The sequence below is a fragment of the Bradyrhizobium sp. CCBAU 25338 genome (assembly GCF_028128965.1).
GTDB classification, from domain to species: domain Bacteria; phylum Pseudomonadota; class Alphaproteobacteria; order Rhizobiales; family Xanthobacteraceae; genus Bradyrhizobium; species Bradyrhizobium liaoningense.
On the sequence record NZ_LFKY01000041.1, the window covers coordinates 443,977 to 460,016 of the forward strand.

Here is a 16,040-nt window from a genome sequence, read left to right on the forward strand (position 1 = left end):
CAGTGCCCCTCACCGCCTCGCAAAATTTCGTTCGGACGTGGCGTAGGACAGGCCGACAAGACGCGCAAGATCGAAAGGCTTTTCGCACCCTGCGCAGGCGGCATGCCCGTCCCTGCCGTTTGCACGACCGCCCCTGTCGCGGCCATCCTGGACCAGATCCGTGAACAGATACCGGAGCGCTTCGAGGTCCGCAGCGTCAGCGCGGCACCATGGAGCGCCGTTCTGACCTGGTGCCAGCCTAACTCCGTTACGGTCGAATCCAACCGGTTGCAATCGCGCTCGCCCAGGTGAGCATGCCCCTGCTGCGCGCCAGTGCGGCCATGGCTGCGCTATCGTAGGGCACATAGCGGATCGTCGCGCTCCAGGCGCGTCCGGCATGCTCCAATATGGCGTAGCACGCATGGGGCGTGCCGACCTCAACCACGTAAGGCACAGGCAACTTCCCGTCGTAACCAGGCAGCCCGACGCTGCCGGGGTTTACGACCAGTCGACCATTCCTCAGACGAACGACCCTCGGAATGTGAGTGTGCCCGCACAGGATGACCTGAGCAGTGATCCCCGCGGCTTCGGACTCGATCGCCTCGATCGGACTGGCGCGCACGCCGCCGTCATCGGCTATATGATCGAGCCAGAAGGCGGCATCGTTCCCAGGTGACGCATGGCACAGGAACACGCGGTCTCTGTACATCAGCGTGGGTGGCATGCTGGCCATCCAGTCGAAATGCTTGCGCGCGAGTTGCTGGAAATCGCTGCGCGCCGAAGTACCCGCCTGCCGGAGCTCCAGGAGGATTCGATCCTGATCGCCCCGCACCGACGGAAAGCCCCGCTCGATGAGCAGGTCTGCGGTTCTTGACGCCTCGAGCGGCCCGCTGACGTGGTCTCCAAGATTTACGACGTCCTCGATACCGAGCGCGGCAATGTCCGCAAGGACGGCGTCCAGCGCCGGGAGATTCCCGTGCACATCCGCGATCGCAGCAAATTTCATTTGACCCTCCCAGTCGAGATGGCCGACGATTCACGCAATGCGGGACGATGCAGGGATAGCGGTTCTCTTTAGCTGCATTTGTAGAAGCGCCCGCAAGCTGAGGATCAAATCGGCGCGGGGGAACAATGACACAACGAAGGTGCCGCAATCAAGGGACGGCTACCGAGCTTCGGCGTCTTCGTCTACGATCCGATTGAATCACTGCTGGGAGCACTGGAATGCAAACCATCGGCCTGATCGGCGGCATGAGCTGGGAGAGCACCGCGCTCTACTACAAGCTGATCAACGAGCGGGTTCGCGACCGCATGGGCAAGCTGCATTCGGCACCCTTGTTGCTGTATTCCTACGATTTCGAGGAGATCAAACAGATGCAGTATGCCGGCCGCTGGCAGGAGGCGGCGGCCAGCCTGGCGGAGGTCGCACGGCGGCTCGAAAGCGCCGGGGCGCGTGCGATCGTGCTCTGCACGAACACGATGCATAAACTGGCGCCCGAGATCACGGCCAGCGTAACCGTTCCGTTCATCGACATCGGCGACGCGACGGCGCAGCGGATTCGGGCCAAGGGATACCGGCGAGTCGGGCTGCTCGGCACCAAGTTCACGATGGAGCAGGATTTCTACATCGATCGGTTGCGCGCGCATGATCTCGATGTCCTGATTCCTGCGGCCGACGAGCGCGCCGACGTGAACCGCATCATCTACGACGAGCTGTGCCTCGGGAACGTCGCTGCTCCCTCGCGCCGTCGCTATCAGGAGGTGATGGCGGCCCTCGTCGCCCGCGGCGCCGAGTGCATGATCCTCGGCTGCACCGAAATCACGATGCTGGTCGGCCAGGACGATACCTCGGTCGAGACGTTCGACACGACGGCAATACACGCGGAGACGGCAGCCGATTTTGCGATCGGATGATGCGTCTTCGCCCGCCTACCCCCGCGTGGACCGCCCACAGAGCGGGCGCGAACTTGAATGCTGCACTGCGGCCAAAATCGACGGAAGTCGCGCTTGATTTTTGCCTGTCCTTGCCCCACCCCGGAGGCATGGCAAACGACAGCAAGGTCATCGCCGCCAACGCGGCCTTCTACGCCGCCTTTTCGACCGGCGATTTCGACGAAATGCAACGGATGTGGGCGGATGACGACGCCATCTCCTGCATCCATCCCGGCTGGCCGGCCATCATCGGGCGCGCCACCGTGATCGGAAGCTGGCGCGACATCCTGCAAAACCCGGAGCGACCGCAGATCGTCTGCGCCGAGCCGCAGGCGATCGTCGATGGCGACAGCGCGCGGGTGCTCTGCATCGAGATCGTTGACGGCACCGCCTTGGCCGCCGCGAACCATTTTCGGCGCGTCGGCGACGACTGGCGCCTGGTGCACCATCAATCCAGCCCGATCGCGCAGATTGTCGAACAGGCCGAGGACGATAGAACGAGTCACCGCGTCCACTGACCGCAGCGATCACGTAGGCGTGATCTACTGTGCATGGGGTTGTTCCTCAGTTTTTTATTTGGCGGCACCGAGTTCCGACAGGTCGTCCAGCACGACCCGCGCCGCGGTGAAGTCATCGTCCCCAAAGAACATGCTGCGCGTGATCAAAACCGGGATGCCGGCACGCGAGGCCGCGACCAGGCCGTTGGCGGAATCCTCGATCGCGACACAGTCCGTCGCGCCGAGCTTCAGCCGCACCAGGATCTCGAGATAGACGTCCGGCGCAGGCTTCTTGTGCCGCACGTCATCGCCGGCGACGATTGCATCGAAGTCCGCGGCCCAGCGCCTGCCCAGCGCCTGCGAGAGCAGCGCATCGATATTGCCGTGCGAGGTGGTGGTCGCAATGGCAAGCTGCTGGCCGCGCGCACGGGCCGCAGCGAGCAGATCCGTCACGCCCGGCCGCAAGGGGCAGCAGCCAGTTTCGATCAGCTCGGCATAATGCGCGGTCTTGATGCGGTGCAGCTCTGCGATGTCCATGTCCGACAATGGCGGAGCGGTCCCCAGCCTGATGTGGTAGGCGCGCATGCGCTCCTTGCCGCCCGTGACCCGCAACAGCTCCTTGTAGACGGCACGGTCCCACCGCCAGTCGAGACCGTGGCGGGCGAAGGCGAAGTTGAAAGCCCGGCGATGCAGTTCCTCGGTCTCGGCCAGGGTGCCGTCGACGTCGAAGATCAGCGCAGCCGCGCGCCGGATCAGTTCACCGGCATCGCGTCGCGCTACCGCGGGCGCTCCCGTCTGAATGATCGATCCGGTCGCCAACGACGCCTCCCTCCCGAACTGGCTGTGACGTGCGAGCATTGCCCGCAGTGGCGGGCGAGACAAATCGCAATATCTTTTGCCGGACCCAAAAATCTCTTATGAGCGTGGGGCGCCACGGCGCGAGCGGGAACTCCGACCTGCACAGGAGACGCATGCGGCTCTTCATCCTCGGCCTCGGCTACAGTGCCCGGCACTTCGTTCGCCAGCACGGCGGCAGCTTCTCGCATGTCGCCGGCACCGTGCGCGACCCCGCGCAGCGGAACGACCTCGGCCGCCTTGAGGTGCATCCGTATTCCAACGGCCGTCCGTCGCAAGAGACGGTTCAGCAGGTTCGCGACGCCGATGTCCTCCTGGTGTCGATCCCGCCCGGCAGCGCCGGCGATCCCGCGATCGCGGCGTTCGGCGACGTGCTACAGGAACGCCGCCGCAAGGTCGTCTATCTCTCGACCATCGGCGTGTACGGCGATCACGGCGGCGCGTGGGTCGACGAGAGCACGCCGCCGCAGGCCGTCCTCGACCGCACGCGCATGCGGGTTGCCGCGGAGCAGGCCTGGACGGACGCGGCGCGCGGCGATGCGGCGGTCCTGCGGCTCGCGGGCATCTACGGTCCCGGTCGCAACGCGCTCGTGACGCTGCGCGCGGGAACGGCAAGGCGCATCATCAAGCCGGGACAGGTCTTCAACCGCATCCACGTCGACGACATCGCGAGCGCGATCATGGCCGCTATTCGTTATCCGAACGGCGGCACCTGGAACGTCTGCGATGACGAGCCCGCGCCGCCGCAGGACGTGATCGCCTATGCGGCGAAGCTGATGGGCGTGGCGCCGCCGCCCGAAGAGGCGTTCGCGACCGCCGAGATGTCGGCGATGGCCCGCAGCTTCTATGCCAGCAGCGCCCGTGTCTCCAACGCGAAATTGAAGCACGAGCTCGGCGTCTCGCTGGCCTACCCCACCTATCGGCACGGCCTCGACGCGCTGTGGCGGGCAGGCGAAGGACGATAGGGTTCCTGCACTCCCACGCCTCCCAGACATGCCTTGCCCGCGCTTGACTTCATCCCGGTGCGGTCGTGATCTAGCCATCGAGCGAGCCACCACACAACGAGCTCGCCTCTTGGGAGAATGCAATGAACAAGACGATCGCCATGATCGCTGCGACTGCCGTCATCGCGCTCGGTGCGGCGCGCGCCGCGCCGCTGCCCGAAGCCAATCCCGACGACGTCGGTTTTTCGAAACAAGGCCTTGCGCGCCTCGATAGCTTCTTCGCGCGCGAGATCGCGGCCAAGCGCGTACCCGGCGCAGTGGTCGCCATCGCGCGCGACGGCAAGCTCGTCCACTACAAGGCCTATGGCATGCTCGATCCCGCCAAGAGCACGCCGATGCCGATCGATGCGATCTTTGCGCTGGCCTCGATGACCAAGCCGATGGCCGCGGTCGCCGGCCTGACTCTGATGGAGCAGGGACGGCTGCCGCTCCAAGCCAAGCTGTCCGACTACTACCCGGGCTTCGCCGACATGAAGGTCGGCGTTCCCCAGGCTGACGGTTCGCTCAAGCTCGAGCCGCAGGCCTCGCCGATCTTCATCCACGATCTCTACCGGCATACGTCGGGATTGATGTACGGCGGCCGCCCGGACTCATCGAGCCCGGTGGCGCGGCAATATCCCGACGGCGTCGCGCCGGCGATCGAAGGCGACACCCAGGCCTTCATCGACCGCATCACCAGGCTGCCGCTGGCGCATCAGCCCTCGACCGAGTTCGAGTATGGTTTCTCGATCGACGTGCTCGGCGCGGTCGTCGAGAAGGTGAGCGAGCAGAAGCTCGGCGACTATCTCGCTGCCAGCGTCTGGCAGCCGCTCGGCATGAAGGATGCGACCTTCCACCCGACTGACGCCCAGCGCCCTCGCCTTGCCCGCCCGTTCACGAACGATCCGCTGACCGGCAAGCCGCAGGCCATCAAGCTCCTGGACACCCCGATCAAATTCGATTGTGGCGGCGCCTGCTCGTTCGCGACGGTCGGCGACTACATCCGCTTCGGACAGATGCTGCTCAACGGCGGCGAGCTCGACGGCCAGCGCATCCTCGGTCCGAAGACCGTGCATCACATGACGTCCAATCACCTCGGCCCCGAGATCAAGAACAAGGTGGCCAATGTCGAGCCACATCGCGGCGGCTTCGGCTTCGGCCTTTCGGTTGCGGTCCGGACCAGCGAAGGATTGTCGTCAGTCCCCGGCAATCCCGGCGAGTTCACCTGGAATGGTGCCTACGGAACGCAGTTCTTCTGCGATCCCAAGGAGCGTCTCGTCGTGGTGGTGGGGACGGCGGCCCCTGGTGAGCTCAGGAAATATTACCGCGAGCAGGTCCAGGACATCGTCTACGGCGCGATGGTGAAGTGAGGTCGCTGCGTGCAAATCAAAAGGGCGGCCGATCGGGCCGCCCTTCGAAACCATGCATCAGCTCAACACGCCGTACTTCTTGAACCAGGCCTGCGCCTGCTTCCAGGCGTCTTCTGCGGCGTCCTTGCGGTAACTACCGCGATAGTCGGCATGGAAACCGTGCGGCGCTTCGGGGTAGATCTTGAACTCGGCCGTCTTCTTGTTCTGCTCGAGCGCTGCCTTCATCTGCTCGACCTGGGCGACGGGAATGCCGGTATCAGCGCCGCCGTAAAGGCCGAGCACCGGCGCCTTCATCTCGGGCGCGAGCTGCATCGGGCTCTTCGGCCACGCCGGATTGGCAGGATCGACCAGTGTGCCATAGAAGGCAACGCCCGCCTTGAGAGCGCCGCTGTGGGCGGCATATTCCCAGACCGTGCGGCCGCCCCGGCAGAAGCCGATGATGCCGAGCCTGGTGACGTCACCGCCTTGCGATCCCGCCCACGCCACCGTCGCGTCGAGATCGGACAACAGCTCGGCGTCCGGCTTCGCGTTCACCACCAGCAGCAGGTCCTTGAGCTCCGAGACCTTGGTCAGGTCGACGCCCTTGCGGAAATAATAGTCGGGCGCGACCGCGAACGCGCCGAGCTTGGCCAGGCGCCGCGTCACGTCCTTGATGTATTCGTGCAGGCCGAAAATCTCCATCGCCACGACGATCACCGGCGCCTTGGTATTGCCGGCCGGGCGGGCGAAATAGACCGGCATCTCCTCGGAGCCGACCTTGATCTTGGCATCGCCGGCCTCAAGACCATTGGTGTCGGTCGTGACCACCCCGGCGCGCACGGGCCCGGCCGCAAGCGTATAGCCCGCCGCCACGGCCGCGGTGGCACTCATGAATCCGCGACGTGAGACCGGGGCGCTTTTGGTCAGCCCGACGACGTCGGATGCCATGGTGGTTTCGAAGCTCATCGGTCCATTCCTTCCTGCTTCCTGCTGCCTGCTACCCCTTGGGGCGACGCATTCGCCAATAGCTGCCGGTGAAACGCAAATCACCAGCCTGCGAGCACGAGTCGTCGAATTCGAGGATGCTGCGATCGTGGCCACGAAGGCGGCACGTTCTGACGTCGAACCGCGCCTGCCTGTCCGAGGCCCCAAGGACACTCACAGTCCCTGGATCGCGCGTGTACCGGACTTAACCGTCTAGCTACATTGCATCGCAACATCCATTAACCGAGAAAGACTGTTCTTTCCCGGCCGGCCACACCGCGAGAGGTTGCGAAGAATGCCCTTGTTCGCACACTCGACATGCTCAGCCGCAACAAATGGCCACTGCAGCGGCGGCAATGACACATCATGTTGCTCGGGCATCGCACATCATCGCCAATTCCCGGGCGAACCGTCGTCATTTGATTGAAATTTTCCGATGATCCGAGCCGTGCGATTTACTCGAACTTTCTTTGTGACGCACTAGTCCACGGCCGGAAGTTCCATCTCCGAAACGGAGAGGCTCTTCCCCCAAGCGCGATCCGCCGCCCACCGATGGACGAAGGAGCGCCTGCGGGCTTCATTCTCGTCCACCCAGATTGCGCTACCCAAGGCTCAATTGAATAGACGTTTATACGACCTGGAACTGAAATGAACTTGGCTCGCGAATCGATTGAACTGTTGGAGCAGGCCGCGCGAATCCTGTGGTTCGAAGGCACCAAGCATGGCTTGCGCGACCGCGAATGGATGGCGCTGCGCTTCCTCTCCCGGGCCAACCGATTTTCCCGAACCCCGTCGGCGCTGGCGAGCTACGTCGGCACCACGCGGGGCACCGCCTCGTTCATCATCGGCGAGCTCGAGCGGCTCGGCTACCTCGAACGAAAACGTTCGGCCACGGACAAGCGGTCGGTGATGTTGAGCGTGACCCAGCAGGGCAAGAAGTTCCTGGTGCGCGACCCCGTCAACGTTCTCGTCGAGGCGATTGCCGTTCTCGACGACGACGTCAAGATCCGCTTCCGCGACACGTTCCGGCACGTGTTGGACCAATCCGACGCAGCCGAGCAGCGGCATCATACCGACGTTTGCAAGCGATGCATCTTCCTGCGGGAAGATCGCACCACCACGGACGGCAAGACGACGGTCGAGTTCAGCTGCCGCCTGTTTCGTGCACCGATCGCGGAGACGGAGGTCGATCTGCTATGCACCAGCTTCGAGCATCACCGTCAATAGAAGACTGCTCAAGGCGTTGCCTTACGTGACGAATAGATGACGCCGCCGCTGGATTCCACCACCAAGCGCCCGTTCTCGTTTCTGATCTCTACGATGCGACCGAGGCCGGGCACTTGTTGTCCCAGCACGGCCTCGATGACCCCGTTCGGGCCTTGCAGGATCGCAATCCCCTCATAGGCCTGACGGACCGACCAGCCCTTGATCGCCCTGCGCGGCACCGACGCGCGCTCGGACGCAGGCACCGAGCCCGTGAATTCGGGCGCTGCGACCGAAGCCATCATCGGCCCTTGCTGCGACACCGGCTGCGATTGCACCATTGCCGGCGCCGGAGCCTGCGCCTGGGCCTGTCCCTGGGCAAGCTTGTCGAGCTTCGCCGTCGAGGACGAGCTTACCCGCTCGATCCGGTCCAGGTTCTCGGCAAATCTGCCGAAGCGATCATTCGTCGCCTTGCTCGATTGATCGACCGCAGTGCGCAAGCCATCGAGATTTTCGGACACGCCCGACACCTGCCTGCGCAATTGCGCCACGGTCTCGCGCAGATTTCTGATCTCGGCATTGGCCGCAACGTTGTTCTGAGCGGGCTGGGTGGTGAGATAGGCGATCACGCCGGTGCAGGCGCAGACCACCAGCATGGCAGCGACCGCCAGAGTTGCGAGCGGTGCGACCCATGTCGGACGGGGTGGCGGCGGCTTCGCCACGATCACGGCCGGCTTGATCACGGCCGGCGCAGGTTTCGGGATCGCCATCTTGTCGAGGCGTGCCTTTGCACGAATGCGCTTCAGCCCCTCGAGAGCTTCCTTCGCGAGAGTTTCGTCGCTCGCCGCAGCCGATACACGCTTTGCGCTCGCAACGGGCTTGGCCGCTCGCGTCGCCTTATCCTTTGTATCGCGCGCCTCCGGAGCCGGCTGCGCCGCAGCGGAAGCATCCGCGGTCGCGTTGGGACGAGCTTGTCCATCGGACAACATGTGAAAATGCTCCGTTCGTTGGATCTGTCGAACGATGACGTTATTTGCCGAAGCTTGCCTGAAACGTGCGCATCGAAAACTTTCCATAGTGCGCGATGCGACGCTGCAAGAGTCGACCGCGCCACACACGCGGCGATAGTGCGACTCGAAAGACACACACTCGCCAAGATTTCACCAAGCTGGAGTCGTGTCGCCACAAGTGAGTCGACTTGTCGCATGTGGAAAAGCAAACGCCAGAGTCAATCCGGGGTTGAAGACAGCTCAGTTTGCAAGACCTCTGCACTACTCAAAATAGCTGTAATTGTACGGGGATGCGGAACTTTACATCCGCCGCGGTGCAAAACTAGTTTGGAATCCAAATCAACTGATGCGATTGAATACACCAAGAAACAACCAGAAACGTATCAACAACATCAAGCACGTGTAGCAACCGCTTTGCTGCGCACGCTTGATCGGAAATCGGCAATTGTTACGGTCCTACTCAAGTGATTCTCGCCAGTTGGCGAGGAGATCGACACAGTTCAGCAGTGTTCGGAAGCGATGAGCAACTTGACGCAACTGATCTAGGTCGTTTCTCAATCCGCTCCGCGAGGTGATCCGCAAGGCACCCGCCGGGCCTCACGCCAGTAAGCGTTCAGTATCGAGTTGATGTAGCAGGCCTGCGTGACGCAGGCACTGAATGCGTAGGGCTGCCCGCGAATATCGAAACCATAACAACGGTTCGCGGGAAGGAATGTCGTCAAACAGCATCGTTGCCGAGCCGGAGCATCACAACAACCAACCGGCCGCAACAAGTGCGAAACAGGGGCGAAAGACTGATGTATATTATCGTTGATGATCGCGAGAGCGTCGCGAACAGCTACGTCGGAGGGCTCATTCGCGAAGGTGTGTCGTCGATCGGCTTCTCTTCCGGAGAATTCTGGGACTGGCTGCAATCCGCGAGTGAATCGGATTTGGCAGCGGTGGACGCCTTTCTCCTCGGGGATTGCGATGCACGCGGAAGTCTGCCACGGGCGATGCGCAAGCGTTCCTCGGCGCCCATCATCGCCATGAGCGGCCAGAAGATGCTCAAGAACACGCTGGAGCTGTTCGAATCGGGCGTCGACGACGTCGTGCACGTGCCGGTTCACCTGCGTGAGATCCTCGCCCGAACGGCCGCGATCGCGCGGCGCCGGGTGGGCGAGCTGCCGAGGCCCTGTGAGAGCAGGATCCAGGTCTTCTTCAACGGCCGTGACCCCGAGATCGCGGGCCACGCCCTCACCCTGCCCCGCCGCGAACTGCGCATTCTCGAATATATGGTCGCCAACCACGGCAAGTGGATCACCAAGACGCAGATCTTCAACGCGGTCTACGGCATCTTCGAGTCCACCTTCGATGAGAGCGTGATCGAGAGTCACGTCAGCAAGCTGCGCAAGAAGCTCCGCGACCGCCTCGGCTTCGACGCCATCGTGGCCCGACGTTACGTCGGATACCGCCTCAACATCCCGGCCGGCGAGACCCTCGACGAGCCGGTGCAGGAGCTCGATGAGGTCGGGATTCTCCTGAACAGAGCCCATGCCGCCCCGGCGGCCTATCCGGCCGGAAACTGACGCGACAGGAGGCTGCCGCCAAACCTGCAACGGCCTCTGCGAGCAACTTCGCGGAGGCCGTTGTGCTTTCAGCGGCAGAGACGGCAGGACATATGCCTGCATTCGAGGCGCGACTGTCGTGGCGCCGGCGTCAGCTGGCCATTGGGGGGACGATCCTCCCGGAAACGCTGTTCCGGATCGCTTGCTCTACGGCTTCTGCTGGAATTCTTCCTTGGACACGTAGTTGAAGTCCTCCACCAGGACGTCCTGGACGATTTCAGCCTGCATCCGTTCGTTGACACGCTGCTTGATGGCCGTGGTCAGGATGGAGAGGTCGTAACGGGCGAGCTTCCTGAAGTCGAGACGCTCGTCGGCATAGATCCTGCGAAAGGCCTCGTCGACGACGAACGGTTCCGGCGGAACGTTCAGCTGATGCATGGTCCGCCCCTCGACGGTATAGACGAAGCGCGCGACGATGTAGCCCTGCACATTGCCGTTCTCGACCATGGGCACGCTCAGTGCCCGCGTCTTCTGATATTGCAGCCCGTCGAGATATTCGTCCTTCGCCGGCAGCAGGCTGCCGTTCTCCTTCCAATAGGCGACGGCATAACTCGTGCCCGCGGTGAGGATGCATACCCACAGTCCGGCCAGCACCAGCCTGATCATTTTCCGTCCTGCGTTGCGCGACCGGTATAAGTGCCGTCCGATTCGGCTTCCTTGATCGCCGTGACGATGATGCTCGCGACCTCACGCACCGCATCGTAGTGCATTTCCAGAATGGAACGATTCCGCTCGAGCTTCTCGCGCAGGCGCTGGATCTCCTCGGTGATCTCGACTTCGCCGCCGAGGTGCATCCGCGCCCGCATCAGGCGGACGAACTCGAGCATGCTCCGGCTCTTCCGCGCGCTGAAGTCGTCGAAATCGATCTTTTGACCCGTCGCGAGCGCGGCCGTCTCCTCCTCGACGATACTCGCGAGCCGGCGGATTGCGGCCAGCAGGCCGCGCACCTCGTCCGATCTCACCGCGTCCGCGGCCTCGACCATCGCCTCGCCGCCCGCGATCGGCAGCAGGACAGGCAGCAGCGCATCGCTTGCCGCTGCTTCCGTGGTCATCATTTCGGTGTCCGCGACCGCCTGGTCCATCGCCATGGCCGCCGCGCCTTCTTGTGTCTGCATCGGAAATTCACCCCTCAACTTCTGTCACCCGTTCGCAGATCATGATCCAGCCTTCCCCGCAGCGTCCGGTCCGGCCGGATGTGCTGCGGCGAGCTGCCTGGCAAGGCCAATGCCCTTGTCCTTTGCCAGCTGGTTGCCAAGCTGCTCAGCAAGCATCGACTTCCAGACGCCGCCAGCCGTGCCCTTGCCAAACACCTCCTCCGACTCCTTCGGCAACATCGTCTCGACGAAGGTCTGGAGGATGAAGGCTTCGAACTTGCGGTAAACCTCGCCGGATCCCGGCGCCTTGATCACCTGCACTGGCGGACCGTTCACTGCCCCCGACTGCGATTCCGAAACCTTCGTCGCGGATTGATCGGCGGCGGCCTTGCCGATCTCCGCGTCCATCGTGGCGGCGAAGTCGGCATCGGCGGATTTCAACGCGTCGAGCTTCGCGGTCGCCGCACGCTGCGACACGGGATCGGCGGCTTCGAGGACATCGAGAACGAGGTCGGGTGTGGCGGTCACGATCATATCTTGTCCCGGTTGGCTGGCCGTGGCATCCACGCGCGCACGGCAGGGCTTATTCCCGTCATCTCCTCGAGCGAGCGCTTCTCCGCGTCACGGAGCTTGTCGGCGAGCGCGGCCTTCGCGACCTCCTCGAGCTGCTTCACGCGGCGGCTCTCCGCGCGAACCTGGTCGAGCTGCTGCGCGGCCTGCGCCTGCACCGCGCGTGCGCCGACGCTCGTCCTGTTCAAGCGCCGCGCGATCGATTCGCTCGACGATCCCGCGGGCGGCCTGCCATCGTTCAGGGCTCCGACCAGCCATTCCTGCTCGTCCTGCAGGCTGCGCTCCTGCTGCCGCAGTTGCACGAGCTGCCATTCGGACAGCCGAAGCTGGAGCTTCACCAGCGAGACCATCCGGCCGAGCTTGTCCGCGCGCGACGTCATGACCGGGTCACTCCGCCAGCCACGACGAGACGCCGAGCATGAATTGCGTCAGCAGTTCGTCGCTGGTGAGGTAGAGCAGCAGGAAGCCGCCGAACAGCACGAAGGGCACGGAGATGAAATAGACCGGGATCGCCGGCGTCAGCTTGTTGATCAGGCCAACCGCCAGGTTGACGATCACCGAATAGACGATGAAGGGACTGGTGATCCGCAGCGTCAGCACGAACGCTTCCGAGAGGCGGCCGACGAGCAGGTCGAGCGCCATGCTGCCACCAAGCTTGCTGCCGGGCTGCCAGACGTCGTAGGAGTTCATCAGCCCGCGCAGCACCTGCCAATGCTGGTCGGTCATGAAGAACAGCGTGGTGACGGCCGCCATGATCAGAGGCACCAGGGCCGGCGCCGGATCGGTGTCACCGACCGGGGTGCCCGGGATGTTGCTCAGCCCGATCGCACTCGCCATCATGGTCGCCATGGTCTGGAGCGCGAGAAAGAACACGCGCCCGCCGAGCCCGATGACGCTGCCGACCACGAGCTCCGAGCAGATCAGGAGCGCCAGCGTCAGCGGTGCCGCGTTGTCCGTGAGCGGCTTCAGGACCGCGATCAGGATCGGCGTCAGCGCAAACGTCGTGACCAGCGCGACGAACAGGCGCACCTGGGGCGGAACGTTGACGCTGGAATAGCCGGGCACCAGCATCAGGCAGGCGCCGATGCGGCAGAACACGATGAACGTCATCAGTACGCTGTCGGCGAGGCCGCTGATCACGATACGGCTCCGAGCGCCCTGATCTCGGCACTGCGCGCGACTTCGACATGCGACAGGATCGGCAGGGTCGGGAACACCCGCTCCAGGATCATCCGGACATAGGGACGGGCTTCGGGGGTCACCGCCAGCACCACGCTGGTGCCGTTCTCGGTGAACTTGCGGATCGCGGCGCTGGCTTCGGTCGCGAACTGCTCGATCAGGCGCGGATCGGCGTCGAACTCGACGACGTCGCCCTTGGCATCGCGCTTCAGGCTCTGGTGGAACGCCAGGTCCCAGCGGTTGCCGAGACGGACGACGTTGAGCACGCCATTGTCGGAGAGGTCGCCGCAGATCTGCTGGGCAAGCCGCGTCCGCACGTGCTCTGCGACCTGCTCGGAGCGCCGCACATGGGGCGCGATCTCGGCGATCGCCTCGAGGATCAGATGGAGGTTGCGGATCGACACGCGCTCGGCCAGCAGGATCTTGAGGATTGCCAGCAGGCCCGAATAGGAGATCTGCGAAGGGCAGAGGTCCTCGACAAGGCGCTTGTATTCGGGATCGAGCCGGTCGAGCAGCCCGCGCATGTCCTTGTAGGACAGGAGCTGGGCGAGGTTCGCCCTGATCACTTCGCTCAAATGGGTGAGCAGCACCGACAGATTGTCGACCGGCTTGCAGCCCTGCCGCTTGACCTCTTCGGTGAAGGCTTCCGTCACCCACAGCGCCTTCATGCCGAAGGCAGGCTCGATCACCTCGTCGCCCGGCACGTCGGGCTTACCGTCCTTGTCGACCAGCACCAGCACCTCGCCGAGCCTGAGCTCGCCATGAGCAACGCGCGTGTCGTGGATCCGGATCTGGTAGCTCTTGGGATCGATCGACAGATTGTCGGTGAGCTTGATCTCGGGAATGACGAAGCCGTACTGCTTGGCAAACTTCTTGCGGATCTTGGCCACGCGGTGGGCGAGCTCGGTGCGCGAGCCCAGGAGATGGACCGAAAGGTGGCCGCCGAGCGCCAGCTCGATCTCGGCGGTCTTGAGCTGCTCCTTCACCGATTCCTTCGCCTCGGCCTGGGCGCGCTCGTCGGCCTTGGATGCCGCCTCCTTGCGCTCCCGCGCCGCTTGCCGCCTCGGCAGCGAATAGCCGACGAAGGCCATGACACCCCCAAGCAGCACGAACGGCGCCATCGGCAGCCCCGGCATCAGGGCCAGCACGAACATCATCAGCGCGGCAGCCGACACCGCGCGCGGATAGCCGCCGAGCTGCCGCAGCACCGCCTGCTCCGCCGAGCCCCTGGTGCCGCCCTTGGAGACCAGGAGGCCCGCGGACAGCGACACGATCAACGCCGGCATCTGCGACACCAGACCGTCGCCGACGGAGAGCTTGGTGTAGACGTCGGCGGCGCGGGAGAGAGTCAATCCGTGATGGGTGACGCCGATGACGATGCCGCCGAAGATGTTGATCGCAGTAATGATGAGGCCGGCGATGGCGTCGCCGCGGACGAACTTCGAGGCGCCGTCCATGGCGCCGAAGAACGCGCTCTCCTCTTCGAGCTCACGCCGGCGGCGCTGGGCTTCCTTGTCGTCGATCAGGCCGGCGGAGAGATCCGCGTCGATCGCCATCTGCTTGCCGGGAATGGCGTCCAGGGTGAAACGGGCGCCGACCTCGGCGATACGCGTCGCACCCTTGGTGATCACGACGAAATTCACCGTGACAAGGATCGCGAAAATGATCAGGCCGATGACGAAGTCGCCGCCCATGACGAACTTCGAGAAGCCGGCAACGACATGGCCCGCGGCCTGCTCGCCCTCCCCGCCCCGCGACAGGATCAGACGCGTCGTCGCGATGTTCAGCGCCAGGCGCAGGATCGTCGCGATCAGCAGCACGGTCGGGAAGGCCGAGAAGTCAAGCGGCCGCTGAATCCATAGCGCGACCATCAGAATCAGCGCCGACAGTGCGATCGAGAACGCGAGACCGAGATCGATCAGGATCGGTGGAATGGGCAGGAACAGGATCGTGAGCATGGTCACGATGCCGGCCGCGAAGAAGGCGTCCGCTCCGAGGCGGCGTGGGCTGGGCAGGCTGGCAGCTAACGTATCGGCCATGGGTCACCGGCAGAAGGGTCCGCCCGCAATCTGCCGCGCAAAGCTTACGCGAGGGTGGTGCCGGGGCTGTCCGGATCAGAAGCCGTGCTCGATCCGCGAATAGACCATCTCGGTGAAGGTCGAGAGATGCGCGCCGATGAAGGAGCCAGAGACGGCAACGACCAGGAGAATGACGATGATCTTCGGAACGAAGGTCAGCGTCACCTCCTGGATCTGGGTCAGGGCCTGGATCAACGCGATGACGGTGCCGACCAGCATCGCGGCGCCGACCGCGGGACCGGAGGCGACGATGATGGTCCAGATCGCGGCCTGGACGATATCGAGAGCATCCCGCTCGTTCATGACTGGCTGATCGTGAGCCCGGGCCCGACGGCGACCTTCGTGCCGTCCGCGAGGGTGGCGATGGAGCCGTCGCTGTTGATGGAGACCGACACGACCTTGCCGCTGAAACTGGCACCGGTCGAATCGGTGAAGCTGACCGTCTTCCCGATCAGCCCGTTGGCCTGCGACAAGGACTGCGAGGACAGCAGCGCGTCCAGCTTCGAATTCGTCTGCATCGCCTGCTCGACCGTCGAGAGCTGGGCGAACTGGCTCATATATTGCGAGGTATCCATCGGATTGGTCGGATCCTGATTCTTCATCTCGGCGATGAGGAGCTGAAGAAACGTGTTGTAATCCACGCTGTTGCTCGACGTCGCCGAACTGGTGTCGGTCGAACTTGACCTGCTGGTGCTATCGGTCGCGCTGGTGACGTTCATG

At 63.8% G+C, this 16,040-nt stretch carries 18 protein-coding genes; 6 read left to right on the forward strand and 12 right to left on the reverse strand.

The window, feature by feature from the left end; genetic code table 11:
* Positions 1–247: 247 nt before the first annotated feature.
* Complete coding sequence (locus tag ACM42_RS29085; RefSeq protein ID WP_271531060.1) at positions 248–985, reverse strand: metallophosphoesterase family protein; 738 nt, start codon at positions 983–985, stop codon at positions 248–250.
* Between the two features lie 218 nt (positions 986–1,203).
* On the opposite strand from ACM42_RS29085, the gene ACM42_RS29090 reads away from it, so the two are divergent.
* On the forward strand, positions 1,204–1,893 hold the full coding sequence (locus ACM42_RS29090; RefSeq protein ID WP_271531061.1) for an aspartate/glutamate racemase family protein: 690 nt from the start codon (positions 1,204–1,206) through the stop codon (positions 1,891–1,893).
* Positions 1,894–2,021: 128 nt separating this feature from the next.
* Positions 2,022–2,429: a nuclear transport factor 2 family protein gene (locus ACM42_RS29095; RefSeq protein ID WP_028180770.1), complete on the forward strand. Its 408-nt coding sequence runs from the start codon at positions 2,022–2,024 to the stop codon at positions 2,427–2,429.
* A gap of 54 nt (positions 2,430–2,483) precedes the next feature.
* Here ACM42_RS29095 and ACM42_RS29100 read toward each other — a convergent pair whose 3' ends face one another.
* Positions 2,484–3,266 carry an HAD family hydrolase gene (locus ACM42_RS29100; protein WP_271531062.1) on the reverse strand — a complete coding sequence of 261 codons (783 nt, stop codon included), beginning with the start codon at positions 3,264–3,266 and terminating at the stop codon, positions 2,484–2,486.
* 113 nt (positions 3,267–3,379) lie between these two features.
* Here ACM42_RS29100 and ACM42_RS29105 point away from each other — a divergent pair, with 113 nt between their 5' ends.
* Entirely contained in the window at positions 3,380–4,228 is an 849-nt protein-coding gene (locus tag ACM42_RS29105; protein ID WP_271531063.1) for an SDR family oxidoreductase, read from the forward strand.
* Between the two features lie 122 nt (positions 4,229–4,350).
* The gene (locus ACM42_RS29110; RefSeq protein WP_271531064.1) at positions 4,351–5,616 is read left to right on the forward strand and encodes a serine hydrolase domain-containing protein; all 1,266 of its coding nucleotides are present in this window, start codon (positions 4,351–4,353) and stop codon (positions 5,614–5,616) included.
* A gap of 57 nt (positions 5,617–5,673) precedes the next feature.
* On the opposite strand, the gene ACM42_RS29115 is transcribed toward ACM42_RS29110, so the two are convergent.
* Positions 5,674–6,561, reverse strand: coding sequence for a dienelactone hydrolase family protein (locus tag ACM42_RS29115; protein WP_271531065.1), 888 nt, complete (start codon positions 6,559–6,561; stop codon positions 5,674–5,676).
* A gap of 666 nt (positions 6,562–7,227) precedes the next feature.
* Here ACM42_RS29115 and ACM42_RS29120 point away from each other — a divergent pair.
* Positions 7,228–7,806 carry a MarR family winged helix-turn-helix transcriptional regulator gene (locus tag ACM42_RS29120; RefSeq protein ID WP_271531066.1) on the forward strand — a complete coding sequence of 193 codons (579 nt, stop codon included), beginning with the start codon at positions 7,228–7,230 and terminating at the stop codon, positions 7,804–7,806.
* An 8-nt stretch (positions 7,807–7,814) separates the two neighbouring features.
* Here ACM42_RS29120 and ACM42_RS29125 read toward each other — a convergent pair whose 3' ends face one another.
* Positions 7,815–8,771 (reverse strand): hypothetical protein, encoded by a 957-nt coding sequence (locus ACM42_RS29125; RefSeq protein WP_271531067.1) that lies wholly within the window; start codon positions 8,769–8,771, stop codon positions 7,815–7,817.
* 818 nt (positions 8,772–9,589) lie between these two features.
* On the opposite strand from ACM42_RS29125, the gene ACM42_RS29130 reads away from it, so the two are divergent.
* Complete coding sequence (locus tag ACM42_RS29130) at positions 9,590–10,360, forward strand: winged helix-turn-helix transcriptional regulator (RefSeq protein ID WP_271531068.1); 771 nt, start codon at positions 9,590–9,592, stop codon at positions 10,358–10,360.
* A gap of 186 nt (positions 10,361–10,546) precedes the next feature.
* Here ACM42_RS29130 and ACM42_RS29135 read toward each other — a convergent pair whose 3' ends face one another.
* The 8 genes from ACM42_RS29135 to flgD all read right to left on the reverse strand — a co-directional run bounded on the left by ACM42_RS29135 (position 10,547) and on the right by flgD (position 16,039).
* The gene (locus ACM42_RS29135) at positions 10,547–11,005 is read right to left on the reverse strand and encodes a hypothetical protein (protein ID WP_035670256.1); all 459 of its coding nucleotides are present in this window, start codon (positions 11,003–11,005) and stop codon (positions 10,547–10,549) included.
* Positions 11,002–11,514, reverse strand: a complete 513-nt coding sequence (locus ACM42_RS29140; RefSeq protein WP_271531069.1) for a flagellar biosynthesis protein FlgN — start codon at positions 11,512–11,514, stop codon at positions 11,002–11,004. The genes ACM42_RS29135 and ACM42_RS29140 overlap by 4 nt, the downstream gene beginning before the upstream one ends.
* 39 nt (positions 11,515–11,553) lie before the next feature.
* Complete coding sequence (locus ACM42_RS29145; protein WP_271531070.1) at positions 11,554–12,027, reverse strand: rod-binding protein; 474 nt, start codon at positions 12,025–12,027, stop codon at positions 11,554–11,556.
* Complete coding sequence (locus ACM42_RS29150; protein WP_271531071.1) at positions 12,024–12,443, reverse strand: hypothetical protein; 420 nt, start codon at positions 12,441–12,443, stop codon at positions 12,024–12,026. The genes ACM42_RS29145 and ACM42_RS29150 overlap by 4 nt, the downstream gene beginning before the upstream one ends.
* 7 nt (positions 12,444–12,450) lie before the next feature.
* Positions 12,451–13,203, reverse strand: a complete 753-nt coding sequence (gene fliR, locus ACM42_RS29155) for a flagellar biosynthesis protein FliR (RefSeq protein WP_271531072.1) — start codon at positions 13,201–13,203, stop codon at positions 12,451–12,453.
* Positions 13,200–15,281: a flagellar biosynthesis protein FlhA gene (flhA, locus tag ACM42_RS29160; protein ID WP_271531073.1), complete on the reverse strand. Its 2,082-nt coding sequence runs from the start codon at positions 15,279–15,281 to the stop codon at positions 13,200–13,202. Before flhA ends, fliR begins: the two co-directional genes overlap by 4 nt.
* Before the next feature lie 75 nt (positions 15,282–15,356).
* A complete protein-coding gene (gene fliQ / locus ACM42_RS29165) occupies positions 15,357–15,623 on the reverse strand; it encodes a flagellar biosynthesis protein FliQ (RefSeq protein WP_027572776.1) in 267 nt (88 codons plus the stop codon).
* The gene (gene flgD / locus ACM42_RS29170) at positions 15,620–16,039 is read right to left on the reverse strand and encodes a flagellar hook assembly protein FlgD (RefSeq protein WP_271531074.1); all 420 of its coding nucleotides are present in this window, start codon (positions 16,037–16,039) and stop codon (positions 15,620–15,622) included. Before flgD ends, fliQ begins: the two co-directional genes overlap by 4 nt.
* Position 16,040 lies beyond the last annotated feature (1 nt).